Origin of the sequence: Geitlerinema sp. CS-897 (assembly GCF_028368005.1) — a bacterium.
GTDB lineage: Bacteria > Cyanobacteriota > Cyanobacteriia > Cyanobacteriales > Geitlerinemataceae > Baaleninema > Baaleninema simplex.
The window spans coordinates 1-16457 of the sequence record NZ_JAQNCQ010000181.1 but is presented as its reverse complement, the minus strand read 5'-3'; the positions used below and the strand labels follow the sequence as shown (position 1 = coordinate 16457).

Here is a 16457-nt window from a genome sequence, read left to right as displayed (position 1 = left end):
GCGATCGCGCGATCGCCCTCTACAACGACAAATCTCAAGGCTATCAAACCGCCCTGTGGCTGTACGATACCATCGACAGCGCCGGAAGCGCCCTCGGAACGGCGGCGCTCGCCAACAAAGTCGGCGAAAAAGTCCCGCTGTTGGGATTTCTCAACAAACTCACCCCCAAAGCCGACAAAGCCCAAACCATCGATTTGACGTTAAAACTCGTCGTCGAAATCGTCGCTTTTTGCAAAATTAACGGAATTCCCGGCGATAGCATCGGTGATTTCGTGCGATCGCTCGGCGACTACAGCGGCGAATCCCTCATGCGGATGGCGGCGTTAGTCTGCTTCGACGGGTTGATTCCCCTGGGCCCCGACTTCGTCCAGGCCGTCGGAGAACGTCTCGGAATGCTCAGCCCCAGCGAACTCGAAGACAATCAAGAGTTCAAAAAAATTAAAGATGAAATTCCAGGGAAAAATGCCGAACATAAGCTAGGCTTCATGGGAGAAAGTTTCGAGTCAGTTCGGGGTTGGATGAGCGAGTTCGTCAGCTCTCACGACTTGACCCCTCAAAAGGTCAGCAATCGCTTGCAGAGCTTTATCGAATTTAGCGACGATCGCCTCGACTATCTGGCCGCTTTTCTCGACATGAGTACGGACTACTACCGTCACACCGGCGTACAAACCCTTGCTCGTCGGTTAATCGAGCGATCGCTGGCTGAAATTTAAGCTCGCTGGCTACGTTCCCTAACTCAAACCAGAACAACCGCATTTACACCATTTGTAGAGTGGGCAATGCCCATCAACCTCTACATTTAGTGTGATTAATGCTGAAGTGCGTAAGTCCGTATCAAACAATAGAGCTTTAGACTTTAGAGACGTTGTCCGCGACGTCTCTAAAAACAACGATCGAGTCGGCATTTCCTCGTTTTTGAGGTTTGCTTTTCCAAAATGTTTCACTACTGATAAAGGATATCTAGATCGTGATTCTAACAACCCTTGAAGGTGTTCCCGGAAAAGAAGTCATCGAACATTACGGTATCGTACAAGGGAGTACAGTACGGGCGAAAAACGTCGGTCGCGACATTGCCGCAGGATTTAAAAACATCGTAGGTGGAGAGTTGAGAGGCTATACCGATCTCCTCAACGAAGCTCGACAAGAAGCACTCGATCGCATGGTGTTACAAGCCAAACAACTGGGAGCGAACGCCATCGTTAACGTCCGTTTTGCCACCTCTTCAGTCGCGCAAGGTGCTGCGGAACTGTTCGCCTACGGAACCGCCGTTCGGGTTCGCTAGAACCACACTGCAAATCGTTCGAACTCTATCTTCACCACTGCGATCGCTATGGACGAAATAATCGTTATCCTCGTTCTGTTGGGGATTGGATATGTGTTTGGTGTGCTAGCAGAAAAGCGCCATTATAAAGACATCAAAAAACGAGAGCGCGAAACCGTTTTTCTTCCCGTCGCCAGTTTTGGAGCCAAACAACCCCTTCCCGACGCCCGAGATGCTATGTTGTTTTCTGGGGCTGTGGTCATTTCCTCAGACTATTTCAAAACTTTCGTGATGACGTTACGAAACCTCATCGGAGGTCGAGTGATTGCTTACGAAAGTTTGCTCGATCGCGGTCGTCGCGAAGCCTTACTTCGAGTTAAAGAACAAGCCATACAATGGGGCGCACGAGAAATCCTAAACGTGCGCTACGAAACGTCTACCATCGGAGGCGGTGCGTCAGGAAGAGCCGGGCCGGTATCGATCGAAGTCATTGCCTACGGAACGGGAATTCGTTAAGTTTTAAAACTGTCGATATCGGGGTGTTTTAAAAGGTGCATCTCAAAAATGTAAATCGATCGGAGGCAAACTTGAGTCCTCGATTTAGCTGCTGTTGGGTTCCACTCCGTTCCACCCGTGGACTGAGCAAAGCCGAAGTCCAACCTACCCCAGACTCATATTTTTAGAATAGTGAGATGCACCCATTTTAAGAAACGCCTCGATCGAAAGTCAGGTATTCCGACTCTCCCAAATTAGGTAATAGCAATATTCTCCAGACGTGCCAGCCTAGCCAACGAGTAATACCTTCCTTAAATCTGAAAACTTCAGAGTCCCGAACAACGCATTCTTTTTAGATATTTTCACAATTAAACCCTTAAAATTTTCAAATTTATAGACAATTATAATTTTTTTAAACCCTAAAATAACCTCTCTGTGTTCTCTGTGTCTCTGTGGTGAAGACTGTTTTCAAACCCAGCTTGTCGAACACAAAATTCACATTACCCGATTTTTTTTGTAAAAAGACTCTGAAACCTGTAAAAACAAAAAATCAAGATTGATGAAATACACCCCAAAAGAAATCACAGAAGAGGTAAACGTTTCTAAAGTTCATCCTCTAATCAACTTCGGTTATCTCATCGCGACCGTTGTTGGTATAACGCTGGTTTTATATTTCGGCTTAGGACTAGCGGTCGATTGGTTCGTACCTCGGATTAGCGATCGCCGAGAAAAAGAAATTGGTGACGCCCTCGCCCCCACCGTTCCGGCTCAATTTGCCGGAGAGGAAATCGAAAGCGATGCTCGCCTCGCCTATCTGGAAGATTTAGTCGAAACGCTGCGGAAACCGGGAGATATGGCAGAAATCCCGCTGGACGTACATCTGATCGACACGCCCATCGTCAACGCCGCCGCTTTAGCGGGCGGTCACGTTTTTGTCACCACATCGTTTTTAGAAGAAGTCGAATCGGAAAACGAACTCGCTTTTGTATTAGCTCACGAAATCGGCCATTTATCGGCCCGAGACGCCCTCAAAGGAATGGGGCGATCGCTCGTGGTTTTGTTTGGAGCGATCGTGTTGGATTTCGGTACTTCGGGAACGACAGGAACGCCGGATATCGTCCTGCAAACGATTAATCTCAACAGCTTAAACTATAGTCGAAAGCAGGAATACGCCGCCGATGTTTACGGGTTGGAGTCGGTGGTTCGCGTTTACGGCCACGGCAGTAACAGTCTCGACTTTTTCGAGCGGTTGGCGGAAACCGAAAGTCAGTTTCCAAACCGCGTGTTGACGGTTTCGGAGTATTTTCAAACCCACCCCCTCACGCAAAACCGCATTGACGCCCTCAATAGCTTGGCCAGCGATCGCGGTTGGACGATGGAAGGAGAATTAATCCCGCCGCCGGATGGGTTGGGTTGTCCGAATTTTCAATGTGAGGAATAGGGGAGAAGGGGAGACAGTTACAGTCAACGGCAAAGACAGTCATTATCTCACCGCCTCCACCATCGAGCGCGATCGCTCTAAAATCTGTTTCAACGCCATCGCCGTCCAGTCGATATCGGCTTCGGTGGTACTGCGTCCGAGGGTCAGACGAATTCCCCGTTTAGCTAAGGTGTCGCTGTATCCCATTGCCGACAACACGGGACTCGGGGAGAGTTTCCCACTGTGACAAGCCGAACCGGAACTAATGGCGATTCCAGCGAGGTTCAATTGACGCACGATCGCTTTCCCTGTCAGGCGTTCGTCAGCATCCGTCAAACACAAACTGACGTGATGGGGGAGTCGATGAGTACGATCGCCCGTCGGTCGTAACATGGGAACTGAAGACAGGCGATCGAAGAGGCGATCGCGCAGTCGCGTCAACCGTTGAGCTTCGGCTTCCAACTCCTGCATCGCCAGTTCCGCCGCCACGCCAAACCCAGCGATGTTCGGAACCGCCTGAGTTCCCGATCGCAATCCCATTTCCTGACCGCCACCGCTCAACAAGGGCAATAATTCGACGCCAGACCGCCGGTACAGCGCCCCGATCCCTTTCGGACCGTACAGCTTGTGACTCGAGAGAGACAGAAAATCCACCGGAAGTTGTTGCACGTCGATCGGGAGTCGTCCCGCCACTTGCACGGCGTCTGTATGGAACAGTACCCCGTTCGATCTCGCGATATCTCCGAGGACGCAAATCGGTTGCACCGTTCCCACTTCACTTTGCCCGTAAATGACCGACACCAGCACGGTATCGGGGCGTAACGCTTCCTGCAAATCTCTCGGATTCACTCGTCCGGCGCGATCGACCGGTAAATAGGTGACGCGCCATCCCTGACGTTCTAACTCGCGAGCCGGTTCGGACACCGCCGGATGTTCGACGCTCGAGACGATGAGATGTTGGGGAGTCTCGTATTGACGCGCGATTCCCGACAGAACCCAGTTGTTGGACTCAGTTCCGCCACTGGTAAACAGAATCTCGTCCGGTTCGGCGTTGAGTAGCCCCGCCACTTGAATTCTCGCGGTTTCCATCGTCGTGGCGGCCGTCTGACCCCAATGATGTAAGCTCGAGGGATTCCCCCAAGCGTGGTTCAATGCTTCGGTCATCGCGGCGATCGCTTCCGGGCGCGTGGGTGTCGTCGCGCTGTGATCCAAGTAGATTTGCATGATGCTTGCGAGCGCTCTTGCGCTACCTCTGTTGAGATTTCCCCTAGCTCTAGCTTATCGTCGGTTTCTGGAATGGTTGAGATTCGAGAATTTTCGAGTTAGAAATTCTCAATTTATTTGGAGTTTCGCGCCTTTCGTATCGATTTGAAGCGATCGCACGAAGGCCGTCGTTCCCGCTGCATCCCAGGTGGTTTTCATCGCTTCGACAACGCGATCGGCGCGATCTCTCGAGGTTAACGCCAACAGGGTCGGCCCGGCACCGCTAATGGCCATCCCGTAAGCTCCAGCGGCGATCGCTGCGGCGCGAACGGCCGCGTATCCAGTAATGAGTTTCTGGCGATAGGGTTGGTGGACGCGATCGAGCATTCCCGCCGTCAACCATTTCCGATTTCCCGTTTCTAATCCCTTGACAAGAAGACCCAAATGTGATGTGTTAAACACCGTGTCGCTACGGGAATAGAGATCGGGAAGGACGCGTCGCGCCTCGGCCGTCGATAGCTCGAATTCGGGAATCGCGACGACGGGAACCACATCGGGATGCCAAGCAATCTCACAAGCCGACCAATCGAGATCGTCACTGGCTGCCAACTGACAGCCGCCTAAGAGAGCCGGAACCACGTTATCGGGATGGCCTTCGATGGAAATCGCCAAACGCATTAACTCGTGACGGCTCAGGGGGTTTCCAGCCAACTGATTGGCTCCGATCGACCCTCCGACGATCGCCGTTGCCGAACTGCCCAACCCACGGGCTAGGGGAATTCCCAAAGAAATCTCGATACGGACAGGGGGAATCGGGCGATCGATCTTCTCGAACAATTTGGCAAAAACGCGATAAACCAAATTACTGTCGTCAGTGGTCACGCGCTCGGATTCCAAGCCCCGAACGGCGATCTCAAAGGTGCGTAACTGCCCTGCCTTCGGCTTCAGGGGAGAAAACTCAAACGTATTGTAGAGGGTCAAAGCCGCCCCCAAGCAATCGAATCCGGGTCCCAAATTCGCCGTGGTAGCAGGAACGGTGACGGTAACGGTGTTAGTCATTCGAGATCGTCGATGTCAGCGATGCGGATCTAGCACATTGGCAAATTTTATCCCGGCCAGGGGACAATTAGGCGTCGAAACCTCCGCCTTTCTCGAGGTAAGCCCCACCTCCTCGGCTTGTTATCGACCGCGATCGCTTGACGGTTGGCGTCTCTTCGTCCTTCGTTCGCCTGTCGTCCCGACTCCGTTATCGCCTCGTTTGGGGAGTCCGCAGCGACGTCGGCCGGGATCTCAAACGCGAATCGGATCGATCGAGTCGGTTTCCCGATCGCGATCGAGATCGAACATCAAAGCCCGACTCTGCGCCAGTCGCACCACGCCCCGCGATAGGGTTTCGACGATATCGACCTGACTGTTCCGTAACAGCTTATGCTGGAGAAACGCCTCAGACGGCAGCTTACCCGCTAAAAACTCCTTCGCCGCTACCAACAAATCCGTCACGCATTCAAAGCCCACCGCTCGAATAATGAACGTCGCCACCGGAGAGTTTTTCAAATCGTAAGCCGACTCGCGGGTGCGTCCTTTGCTCAACAGGGCTAGAACTTCAGCTTCTAAGGCGGTACGCGGCGGATGTTCGATCGAGATGGGCGGAAGATACTGTTCTAGGGCGGGCGTGCGAACGCCGGGTTCGGGAAACTCGCCCATCAACGTCGAAATGTGAACGTTGCGACCGAGTCGATAGGAGAGGGCTTCGAGAACGGCGATCGTAATCAGCTTGATGCCTAAGTACAATTTCGCCGTTTCTAAATTTTTACGGGTATTTTCCAGCAAACGCTGGTAAGTTTCGTCGTCCGGTTCCCCCCGATACTGCGAGAACACCCGTTCGGGCTTCAGGAAATTAATAAATCCTTCCATTTTTTGAATCGAGCGACGATAGCCCCGAACCGTGTAAGAATTGGCACCGATCAACTCGTGATTCGTTTCCGGTAACAAATTCCAGGTATTGTCGAGAAATTCCGCCGAGTTGGGGAGCGCGAAGTTTTCCACGTCTCGATTGGCGAGACGCACGGCTCGCTGGACGATTGCGTACACGTCTTCGAGCGTCCATCCGAGATTCCAGTCTCGGTCGATCGATTCGATATTTTTCTGTAGGGTTTCGCTGGCGGTCAGTCCTTCAGGAGACGTTCCGCGAAAGGGAATCGTCGCCTCGATGCAGGCCGCGATCGCCACGAGATCTGTCGTGGGGAGAAACGGCGATAGCACACAAGTCGCGATCGCCGCACTGAGAAATTCATTTTGTCCGCGAAACGGATCGAGGATCTGACCGGCTTTAAACCCGAACACCCGCAGGGCGATTTCAAAACCGCGATCGTCGGGAAGTTCGGCCTCGTCTAAAATGACGATCTGTCCGTCCTCTTCCTTGATGTAACTCGAGATGTAGCGACTGACATTGAGGTTGATGCCCGAATCGACTTGAACGTATACCAAGTCGTGGAACAAAGCCGCCAAAACCTCGATCGGATCGTCAGAACCTCCCACCTCGAAAATATGAGACGGCGTGTGGAAGTACCGCCACTGACCCGTCATGGCTTGTACGATCAGCGAAGCGATGGGTTCGATTTGCTCGAGGGGAGGAGGTGCTGCAAGTTCGTCGATCGATCGAACCAGGCAGTCTAAACAGCGTTGGTAGGCGATTTCTAAATCCATCGATCCCTCTCGTGAGTTTCCCTGACTCGCGTGCTTGGTGGCAATTTTAGACGATCTCGATTCTTCTCGGTACGGGTTAGATATGGATATTTAAAATATCGATCGAGATATTTGTTCGGGTTTCTTAACGAACTAGCTTGGTAACTGACCGGCTTGGATGGGTCTCGCCCGTGCGCTTTAAGAGTCGCCTCTTCCACCTCGCGCGGTCTGACTCGACGCGATCGCGCTTCAAACGGACGGACGCTGGAGTTTTCGATTCTCGAGACCTTGAGGGTCGCTTGGATGGTGGCGCGTTCCGTCTCAGGCGACTCGAGAGATTAGACGAGGAAACTCAATCGAAACAGTTGGGGTTGGGCGGACGCGATCTCGACTCAGCACGACACCAATTCTACTCTACTCGATAAATTCTCGGGCTGCCATTTTCCGAACCGGGCTGACCGAGAGGTTCGCGTAAGGCGATCTCCAGTTGCCGAAACCCCGAGGAATTGACTTCAATAGAAAAAAACCAGACATTGAATTTAAGAATTTGAAGTTGCCCGAGCAATTCTTTCCCGCACCATTTATCGAGTTATCGAGTTGCTATTTGTTGCCGTTTGAGGAATTCATTCCAGCCATGTCCAAGGATCTTCCCGCTTGGCTCGACGATCTCGTCACCCGTCAAGCCGAGCTAACCGAGCGTTTACGATCGCTGCGCGAGGAACGCGATCGCCTGGTTCCCCAGCTAGACGTTGCCAAAACTGAAGCCGCCAAACCCCCAGAAGCCCCCACGGGAACCTCAGCCGAAACGCTGTTAGAGTCCGCCACGCAGTCGGCGTTAGCTCGGTATACCTGGAAAGCCAAAGCCGAAGGTTTGCAGGTCGCCCTCGACTGGATTCACAAACATCTCGCCGAGGGAGAACAGCAGCATCGACGTCTTGAAGAACAAATTGCCGAAGCTCGCCGTCGCCTAGAACGAGAAACCGAAGCCCAAAAAGGCATCGAAGCGATGAACGCTGCCATCGAAACCGTCAAACAACAGCTAACGGCATTAAAAGCTCGAGACTGCCATCATATCTACGCCGTCAACCTGCCCGAATTCTGTCTCGACGAACACGGACAAGTTAGCGTTCGTCCCCATTCCTTCAAAATTCCCTGATTTTTTCAACATTTCCTAACGCCGGGGGAGCTTCTTCAGGGACGAGAGAAGAGTAAAGAGTGAGACCAAATAACAGTTTCTCCTCATCCCATCATCCCATTATCTCCTCACTGGCGACTGGTGACTGGCGACTGGCGACTGTCTTCATCTCCCCATCTCCCCATCTCCCTTTCTCGAACGAGCAACTTGCTCTAGCATAAGTAGAAATTCACATCGAGAATTTTATGAAGGTTCGGGCAGGCACTCTCCTACAAGGCGGAAAATACGCCATCGAAGACACGCTCGGTCAGGGATATTTCGGCACGACCTACCGCGCGACCCACGCTCGGCTATGGCAACCGGTCGTTATCAAAACCCTCAGCGACACCTTGCTGTCGCACCCAGACAGCCAAGAATTCGTACGTCGGTTCGTCGAGCAGTCGCGCCTCCTCGCACGTTGTCACCATCCCAACCTCCCGCGCGTTTTAGATTTGTTTGAAGAAAACGGTCAACCCTTCGCGGTCATGGATTACATTCCCGGAGCGACTCTAGCGAAATTGGTTCGCGACGGAAAGCCGATGGCAGTCGATCGCGCGGTCGATTACGTCCGACAACTGGCCGAAGCAGTGGAAGCATTACACGAAAACGGCTTGCTACATCGGGACGTCAAACCCGAACACGCCATCCGCACCATCGGTAGCGATCGCGTCGTTCTCGTCGAAATCGGACTGACGCGCGATCTCGATCCCGAGGTCGAACGGACTCACAGCAACCTGCTCTCGCCGGGATACGCTGCCCCGGAACAGTACGATTGCCACCGACCGCGAACGCCCGCGACCGACGTTTACGCCCTCGCCGCTACCCTCTACACCTTACTGAGCGGTCAACCGCCCACCATTGCCGCCTTACGCGATCGCGTTCCCCTCAACGAACTGCGGCCCGATCGAACCGCTCTCGACCCCGACCTCGATCGCGCGATCGCCAAAGGACTCGAACTCGATCCCCAACGACGCCCGACTCGGGTGAACGAATGGTTAGCCCTGTTACCGCCGTCTCGCCGCGATCGTCCTGTCGTAGGCGTCTCGGCCAACCCCTCGACTGGCAAACCTCAGAAAACAGCTAAACCCAGCAAGCCCCCCAAACCCATCTTCGCTCGTCCGTGGGTGCCGGCCTTGTTTTTCTCCACGTCCATCGTCGCCGCCATCGGAGGAGCAGGGATCGTCGTCGCCCTAAAATCGGGACTGGCCGATCGCCCCGACGCGCCCCCTTCCCAACTGCTGCGATCGACCCCACCTCCTTTACCCCAGGACTTCCCCAATCCCGATACCGAAGTCTTCGAGGAGCCGTTCCAAAAACCGGGAGATTGGACCTATACCCCACCGGTCGAAACAGAAACCGAATACTCTCGCAACGACTGGCCCGCAGCGAACTCCCCCAACTCCACCGTCGAGCCGACCCCTTCCTGGGCGGAACCGACCTCGGCACCCTATCACGACGATTCTGGATTCGTTCCCGTTCAAACCGAAGCCCCGACAGCCAAATCCGAATCCGAACCCGTTTTATCCGAGGAACCGTTTACCGCCACCGACCCCGAAGCGCCCACCGTTTGGTCGGATGCGTCTCCCGAACCCGTAGAGGCGACGCCGTCTGGCGAGCCCCCGATTTGGGAAGATCTCAAAAACACGCCGGTCGAACCGGAACCCGTCCCCGAACTCTCCCCCGAAAAAGAGAACCTAGAGCCGTTTAAAGAAGTCCCTTCGAGTTCGACCTCGTAACGGGAAAAACGGGGGAAGTCGCCGTGAAATTTCCCCAATCCTCCCCGTTCGCGTGTTCGATGCTCGAGATCGAACGTTATAATTTTGTTACGGAAGCTTAATAATCAGATCGCGTCATGAGCAAATCTCCCGTCCACGCCTTTCTTGTGGGTCGCGTCCTCGCTGAAGAAATCGGTTCGACGCTCGAAAAAGCCCTGACCAATTCCTTGAGCGAACTGGGAAAATTCGACGCCGAACAGCGCGAAAATCTCCGTCAGTTCTCCGATCGCGTCATGGAGCGTGTCGAGTCTCTCGAAGCCGATACGTCTCGGGAGAGCGCCATCAGTGGCGTCAGTACCGCCGTCTCGACAGATACCGACTTACAAGCGCTCGTCGATAACCTGCGGGCTGAAATCGCTCAACTGCGTTCGGAACTCCAACGGTATCGCAACCAAACCGCGCCGTCGGAATAACTCTCCCGGTATCCCCGGCCGAGCGATCGCCCCCCAAAACTCCCTATCGATCTCGATAGGAGCGGCCGAGGGTGTCGTCGTCTTGTTGTCTTGCTGCCCAAACCGCTAACGTTAACCCCAGGAACGGAAACCGAGTGTCTGCCCTGTCTGAGGACTCTATTACCCAACCCGCTCGCAACGGTCGCGTCCCCCTTGGAGACCGAGCGGCGATCGACCGAATTCGTTTGAACTCGAGCGGCGATCGCGGCGTCAGCTATGCCTCGAAATCCTATCGCTGGAACCGCAAGAACTACTCGAAAACTCGCCGCCGCCTCGAGGTTTGGTCGTTCGTCTCTCGGTTTCTCTTTACGTTATGGCTCAACAAACGTCGCTGGAGTTATGTAGGCGGTTACACGGACGCGAAAGCGACCGAACGTCGTCGCCGCCTCGCCTGCTGGATTCGAGAAACCTTCCTCGACCTCGGACCGACGTTTATCAAACTCGGACAGCTTTTTTCAACGCGATCGGATTTGTTCCCGGCCGAATACGTCGAGGAACTGTCGAAGCTTCAAGACCGCGTTCCGGCTTTCGATTACGAGCAAGCCGAGGCGATCGTTCGAGAAGATTTCGGCAAGTCCTCGAAGGAACTCTATCGCTTTTTCGACCCGGTGCCACTGGCGGCGGCGAGTTTGGGACAAGTTCACAAAGCCCAACTGCACAGCGGCGAAGAAATCGTGGTCAAAGTGCAACGACCGGGACTCAAGCGACTGTTCGATATCGACTTGTCCATCGCTCGAGGGGTGGCGCAATATTTACAGAACCACTCGGAATGGGGAAAAGGACGAGACTGGATGGGGATTTACGACGAGTGCTGTCGTATCCTCTATCTCGAAATCGACTATCTCAACGAAGGGCGCAACGCCGACACCTTTCGCCGCAACTTCCGCAGTGTCGAGTGGGTGCGCGTTCCCCGCGTGTACTGGCGCTATACCTCGTCTCGGGTTCTGACGTTAGAATACGTGCCGGGGATTAAAATCAGCCACTACGACGCCCTCGAGGCCGCCGGACTCGACCGTAAGAAACTGGCGAGTTTGGGGGCGATGGCCTACTTAAAGCAACTGCTCGATTACGGATTTTTCCACGCCGATCCCCATCCGGGAAATTTGGCAGTCAGCCCGGAAGGGTCGCTCATCTTTTACGATTTCGGCATGATGGGGCAGATTACGTCTAACCTGCGCCAAAAAATGATGGAGTTGTTTTTTGGCATCGCGCAACGAGATGCCGATCGCGTCGTCGTGGCGTTAGTCGAAGTCGAAGCGCTCGCGCCGATGGACGATCCCGGTCCCGTGCGCCGCGCGATTCAATATATTCTCGATAATTTGATGGATAAGCCCTTTGAGGAGCAGTCCGTCGAAGCGATTACAGACGACCTTTACGAAATTGCCTACGACCAGCCGTTTCGCTTTCCGGCAACGTTTACGTTCGTCATGCGGGCGTTTTCGACCCTGGAGGGGGTAGGCAAAGGTCTCGATCCAGACTTTAATTTTATGGAGGTGGCCAAGCCTTTTGCCTTAAATCTTATGAACGAAGGAAGAGAAGAGTACGGCAACAGTATCCTCAGCGAACTCAGTCGCCAAGCTAGCGAAGTGAGTTCGACGGCGTTGGGGTTGCCTCGCCGCATTGAGGACACCCTCGAAAAGCTCGAACGGGGCGATATTCGCGTTCGGGTTCGCGCGACGGATACCGATCGCGTATTGCGGCGCACGGTCGGGATGCAGTTGAGTACGAACTATACTTTGTTAATCAGTGCGTTTACATTATCGGCTACGATTTTATTAGTTAACGGCCGCGTGTGGATTGCGGGCGCGGTTGCTTTGTTGGCGATCGCCCTCGTGGTAGCACTGTTGAGATTGCTCGCCCGGCTCGATCGCGCCGATCGCTTTTAACGTTTGTCTTTCTTGCTATGAAATCCGCCTTTGCTGGTCGCACGGATAAAGGTCTCGTCCGAGCCATCAATCAGGACGCTTACTACATCGATCCTCAAGGTCGCTTTTTTATCGTGGCCGACGGAATGGGCGGCCACGCAGCCGGCCAAGAAGCCAGTCGTATCGCCAAAGAAACGATTTGTGCGTATCTCGAAGAACGCCTTGTCAAGATGGAGACCCCGGAAGTTCTCCTCAAAGAAGCGTTTCGTTCGGCGAACCGGGCGATTATCGAAGATCAAACGGTGCATCCAGAAAACGCCGATATGGGAACGACAGCGGTGGCGGCTTTGCTTTACCAACCCGAAGACGGTGCGCCCCCCGAGTTGTGGTGCGCGAATTTGGGTGATTCGCGGATCTATCGGTTCCGAGACAACCATCTCGAACAGGTGACAGAAGACGATACCTGGGTGGCGCAGGCGGTAAAAGCCGGTGCGTTACAGGCCGAGGAGGCTCGCGTTCATCCCTGGCGTCACGTGCTGTCTCAGTGTTTGGGACGCGAAGATATGGGAGAGGTGGAAATCTTTTCCCTAGATTTGCAACCGGGCGATCGCATTTTGCTCTGTAGCGACGGACTGACCGAGGAGTTGTCCGACGAGCAGATCGCTTTGGAACTGGAAAATCATCGCGATTGCGAAACGTCGGTCGCGCGATTGGTCGAAGCGGCTAAAGAAGAGGGCGGACGGGACAATATTACGGTCATCTCGATCGCGATCGCGACCGTCGATGCTGACGACTCGCCCACCCCTTGACCGAATTTTATAAAAATTTTAACACCGTTCGAACGCGGTTCGAACCCTTGAAAACCCCCGATTTCAACGTAAAATCGGGGGTTTCAGTTCGTGATGAGCATTTTTACCGTTGACAAATTGATACAACATCCACCAAGGCGGAACTTGAAGACGGCTCGCCCCGTCTCTGTCAACAACGCCTAACCACAGAAGTTGGCACTTTTGTCAAATGTTTGTTATATTCTGTAACAACTTGTCTGAAGCTTGGGTGAGCCTCCCGTAAATCGAACGTCAGAGTCTGTTTATCGCTCGACGAGCGAACGGGAATCCTAAGACTAAGCAAGATCGCATCCGAATCGATGAGGAGGAACAACCGATGGATCGACCGATCGAACTAACCTTGGAACAGCAATTTAACTTGCGTTCTTTTGAAACCCAGGTTGCCAAGATGAGTCGCGAACAAGCTCAACAGTTTCTCCTGCAACTGTACGAACAAATGATGCTTCGCGAAGTCACCTACAAAAACCTACTGAAACATCAATGGGGCGTCGATGGCGGTTTCTCACCGCCGCAATCGACCTAGGCAACTGCTTCTGAGTCGGCGACCTCCCTCTCTAGCTCCGTTCCTCGCCGAGGAAAAGATCTGGGGATGTCGGGGCGTCACGGAAGCTGTCCCCACTGCAACCGAACCGACGCTCGAGCGATCGCTTTGCACCGAGACCGAACGAATTCGACTAATCTAAGAATAGGTCTCTCGATCGTTAAGCAACGTTCCATGTTTCACAACCTTCTCATTTGTACCGATCTTCAAGATGGCTTACATCGTCTGGTTCGCTTCGTTCCCAGCCTGGCCGCTACTGGAATACGTCGCATCGTATTCTTCCACTCCGTCTCTCTGAAAGAAGATCGCGGTATTCCCAAAATCGACCAACAAGCCCTCGACCTCGCCCGAGAACAGTTATCTGTCGCGTTACAAAACGTTCCCGAAGGCGTTGACGTGCGCGTCGAAATCGATTCCGACCGCACCGTCGAGAACATTCTCAAAACCATCGAAAACCACGAGTGCGATCTCGTCTTGCTCGGGACGCAGAACAAAACCTTACTCAACGAAAAAGTCTTTGGCAGCACCACCGCCGCCCTCGTCGAACGCATTACGATTCCCATGCTCGTGATGCGTCCGGCGTTGATTTCTACTTACACGAACGAAGAACTCGACTTACGCTGTCGCCATTTACTGCGATATCTTCTGATTGCCTACGATGGTAGCGACAGCGCCAAGCACCTCGTCCGAGACATTTCTGAGTTAGCCCGCCAGCGTCCCAAAGAATCTCTCGAAACCTGCTTGCTGGGCTGGGTTATCGAGCATCACGGCCGCTTTGGCGTTCCCCAATCCGAAACCACCGAAAGCGTCCAAGCCGAACTCGACAGCGTCAAAACCGAACTCGAATCCTTGGGGCTAACCGTCGATACGGCCGTCCGAAACGGCGATCGCCTCACAGAGTTCATGGATTTGGCGATGGAACAAGACGTCAGTGCCGTAGCCGTGACCTCTCCGAGCGTTCCTCGACTGCTTGAATGGTCGCGTCCCAATTTCGCCAACAAACTCCTTCGTCGAAGCTGGCATCCAGTGCTGTTCTTTCCTCCAGAGCGATCGCGCTAAAATCCCTGCGATCGCTTCTCCGACCGGGACAAAGACCGGCCGAAATATGATAAGTATATGAGGAAAGCTCAGCATCCTATTTACAAAACAAAACAATGTTTTCAATTCTTTTTCAGATCGCGTTGGCTGCGTTAGTTCTGTGGTCGTTTCTAATGGTGATTGGCGTTCCCGTTGCGTACGCCTCTCCTCAAAACTGGGATCGATCCAAAGGATTACTCTGGTTAGGATCGGGCATTTGGGTCGCTCTCGTGCTGGCAGTCGGCGTACTCAACTACTTCGTCATCTAAACGACTCGCTCGTAGCTGTTTTCCAACCCGGCAACTGAGTAGATGCCGGGTTCAGTTTGTTGTCAGCCCGTCCAGACTCGGCTCGCCAGCGATCGACCTTGTCGGTTCGACACCCAAAAGTCAAACCGTTGTTCACTTAACTCCTCTCCAACATGGCAGTTTTTGAAGGAACCTTTACCAGCGACAAACCCTTTCGCTTTGCGATCGTCATTGCCCGGTTTAACGACTTAGTCACGGGAAAACTCCTCGCCGGATGCCAAGATTGCTTGAAACGCCACGGCATCGATGTCGATCCCGACGGACAACAAGTCGATTACGTCTGGGTTCCCGGTAGTTTTGAAGTTCCCCTCGTAGCTCGTCAACTGGCACTCAACGGGGGTTACGATGCGATTATCTGCCTCGGTGCCGTCATCCGCGGCCAAACGCCTCATTTCGATTACGTCGCCGCAGAAGTGTCGAAAGGGGTCGCAGCGGCAGGTTTTCAAACTGGCGTTCCCATCGTGTTCGGCGTCGTCACCACCGACACCATGCAGCAAGCCCTAGAACGGGCGGGAATTAAAAGTAACTTGGGTTGGAGTTACGCGATGAACGCCATTGAAATGGCTAGTTTGATGTACAGTCTCAAACACGGCGTCAGTCATCGTGGTGATGTCCCCAGGTTCTCTGGCGATGACAGTAACGTCTTGATGCCCAATATTCGCGATGAAGAAATGATGTAACGGAGGACAAGGGAGCTTCATCAGTCACCAGTCGCCAGTGAGAAGATGAGGAGGTGAGGAGAAACTGTTACCTGTTTGCTGTCCTCACTCTTCCCTCTTCGCTGTTAAAATCCCCTAATTTCCTTATCTCGCTTCGACGGCAGCCGGTTGCAGAAGGCTGAGGAGATGACCGTCAGGGGTTCGCATGGCGGCAACTTTTCCGAAAGAGGGTTCGCGAACGTCTCCTTGAAGTTCGGCACCCATCGATTCGAGAGTTGAAATGGTTTGATGCACGTCGTCAACGTGGAAGCTTAGAATTGGAGAACTCCCCGTTGCGACGTCTGCACCGTGGGAAAAATGCAGGGCGATCGTGGTACCGTCGGCGTCTAATTCCGCCCAACCGGGACTCGACATCTTCACGGGTAATCCCAATCCTTCGTTGAAAAACTTGACGGTGGCCGCGACGTCTTTCACCATCAGCATGACGTGTTTGAATTGAACGGTCATATCGATCCTCTGATTTGTTAAGTCTTGTTAAGTCCGAGTCTAACAAATCCAATCCCCCGACTGTTGACAAGGAACGGGGAACGGGGAACGGGGAACGGGGAACAGTGGAGACAGTTGACAGTTTCTCCCCTCTCCCTTTCTCCCCCTCTCCCTTTCTCCCCCTCTCCCCCTCTCCCTTGCTCCCCCT

At 53.6% G+C, this 16457-nt stretch carries 17 protein-coding genes; 13 read left to right on the top strand and 4 right to left on the bottom strand.

Going from position 1 to position 16457, the window contains the following annotated elements; all coding sequences use genetic code 11:
- From POG22_RS11285 to POG22_RS11270, 4 genes are all read left to right on the top strand, one after another.
- Positions 1-713 (top strand): hypothetical protein (locus POG22_RS11285; protein ID WP_498905311.1); only part of this gene is annotated, 713 nt, incomplete at its 5' end.
- Positions 714-967: 254 nt separating this feature from the next.
- On the top strand, positions 968-1282 hold the full coding sequence (locus tag POG22_RS11280; RefSeq protein ID WP_017663298.1) for a YbjQ family protein: 315 nt from the start codon (positions 968-970) through the stop codon (positions 1280-1282).
- 48 nt (positions 1283-1330) lie between these two features.
- Positions 1331-1777 carry a YbjQ family protein gene (locus tag POG22_RS11275; protein WP_498905309.1) on the top strand — a complete coding sequence of 149 codons (447 nt, stop codon included), beginning with the start codon at positions 1331-1333 and terminating at the stop codon, positions 1775-1777.
- A 538-nt stretch (positions 1778-2315) separates the two neighbouring features.
- On the top strand, positions 2316-3197 hold the full coding sequence (locus POG22_RS11270) for a M48 family metallopeptidase (protein ID WP_498905308.1): 882 nt from the start codon (positions 2316-2318) through the stop codon (positions 3195-3197).
- 42 nt (positions 3198-3239) lie between these two features.
- Here POG22_RS11270 and POG22_RS11265 read toward each other — a convergent pair whose 3' ends face one another.
- The 3 genes from POG22_RS11265 to POG22_RS11255 form a co-directional block, all read right to left on the bottom strand.
- Complete coding sequence (locus tag POG22_RS11265; protein WP_498905306.1) at positions 3240-4400, bottom strand: cysteine desulfurase family protein; 1161 nt, start codon at positions 4398-4400, stop codon at positions 3240-3242.
- A 108-nt stretch (positions 4401-4508) separates the two neighbouring features.
- Entirely contained in the window at positions 4509-5438 is a 930-nt protein-coding gene (gene thrB, locus POG22_RS11260; RefSeq protein ID WP_498905305.1) for a homoserine kinase, read from the bottom strand.
- A gap of 231 nt (positions 5439-5669) precedes the next feature.
- Complete coding sequence (locus POG22_RS11255; RefSeq protein ID WP_498905303.1) at positions 5670-7085, bottom strand: hypothetical protein; 1416 nt, start codon at positions 7083-7085, stop codon at positions 5670-5672.
- 613 nt (positions 7086-7698) lie between these two features.
- On the opposite strand from POG22_RS11255, the gene POG22_RS11250 reads away from it, so the two are divergent.
- The 9 genes from POG22_RS11250 (at position 7699) to ribH (ending at position 15784) form a co-directional block, all read left to right on the top strand.
- Positions 7699-8220, top strand: a complete 522-nt coding sequence (locus tag POG22_RS11250) for a hypothetical protein (protein ID WP_498905301.1) — start codon at positions 7699-7701, stop codon at positions 8218-8220.
- 224 nt (positions 8221-8444) lie between these two features.
- Positions 8445-9974 carry a serine/threonine protein kinase gene (locus POG22_RS11245; protein WP_498905299.1) on the top strand — a complete coding sequence of 510 codons (1530 nt, stop codon included), beginning with the start codon at positions 8445-8447 and terminating at the stop codon, positions 9972-9974.
- A 116-nt stretch (positions 9975-10090) separates the two neighbouring features.
- Positions 10091-10426: a DUF6825 family protein gene (locus POG22_RS11240; protein WP_498905297.1), complete on the top strand. Its 336-nt coding sequence runs from the start codon at positions 10091-10093 to the stop codon at positions 10424-10426.
- A gap of 134 nt (positions 10427-10560) precedes the next feature.
- On the top strand, positions 10561-12351 hold the full coding sequence (locus tag POG22_RS11235; RefSeq protein ID WP_498905295.1) for an ABC1 kinase family protein: 1791 nt from the start codon (positions 10561-10563) through the stop codon (positions 12349-12351).
- 17 nt (positions 12352-12368) lie between these two features.
- A complete protein-coding gene (locus POG22_RS11230) occupies positions 12369-13139 on the top strand; it encodes a PP2C family protein-serine/threonine phosphatase (RefSeq protein WP_498905293.1) in 771 nt (256 codons plus the stop codon).
- Positions 13140-13494: 355 nt separating this feature from the next.
- The gene (locus tag POG22_RS11225; RefSeq protein WP_017663372.1) at positions 13495-13701 is read left to right on the top strand and encodes an NblA/ycf18 family protein; all 207 of its coding nucleotides are present in this window, start codon (positions 13495-13497) and stop codon (positions 13699-13701) included.
- Between the two features lie 192 nt (positions 13702-13893).
- Positions 13894-14778 carry a universal stress protein gene (locus tag POG22_RS11220; RefSeq protein ID WP_498905291.1) on the top strand — a complete coding sequence of 295 codons (885 nt, stop codon included), beginning with the start codon at positions 13894-13896 and terminating at the stop codon, positions 14776-14778.
- Positions 14779-14873: 95 nt separating this feature from the next.
- Positions 14874-15065, top strand: a complete 192-nt coding sequence (psbZ, locus tag POG22_RS11215) for a photosystem II reaction center protein PsbZ (RefSeq protein ID WP_026097990.1) — start codon at positions 14874-14876, stop codon at positions 15063-15065.
- Positions 15066-15217: 152 nt separating this feature from the next.
- On the top strand, positions 15218-15784 hold the full coding sequence (gene ribH / locus POG22_RS11210) for a 6,7-dimethyl-8-ribityllumazine synthase (RefSeq protein WP_498905289.1): 567 nt from the start codon (positions 15218-15220) through the stop codon (positions 15782-15784).
- 123 nt (positions 15785-15907) lie between these two features.
- Here ribH and POG22_RS11205 read toward each other — a convergent pair whose 3' ends face one another.
- On the bottom strand, positions 15908-16270 hold the full coding sequence (locus POG22_RS11205) for a VOC family protein (protein WP_017663367.1): 363 nt from the start codon (positions 16268-16270) through the stop codon (positions 15908-15910).
- Between the last annotated feature and the right edge of the window lie 187 nt (positions 16271-16457).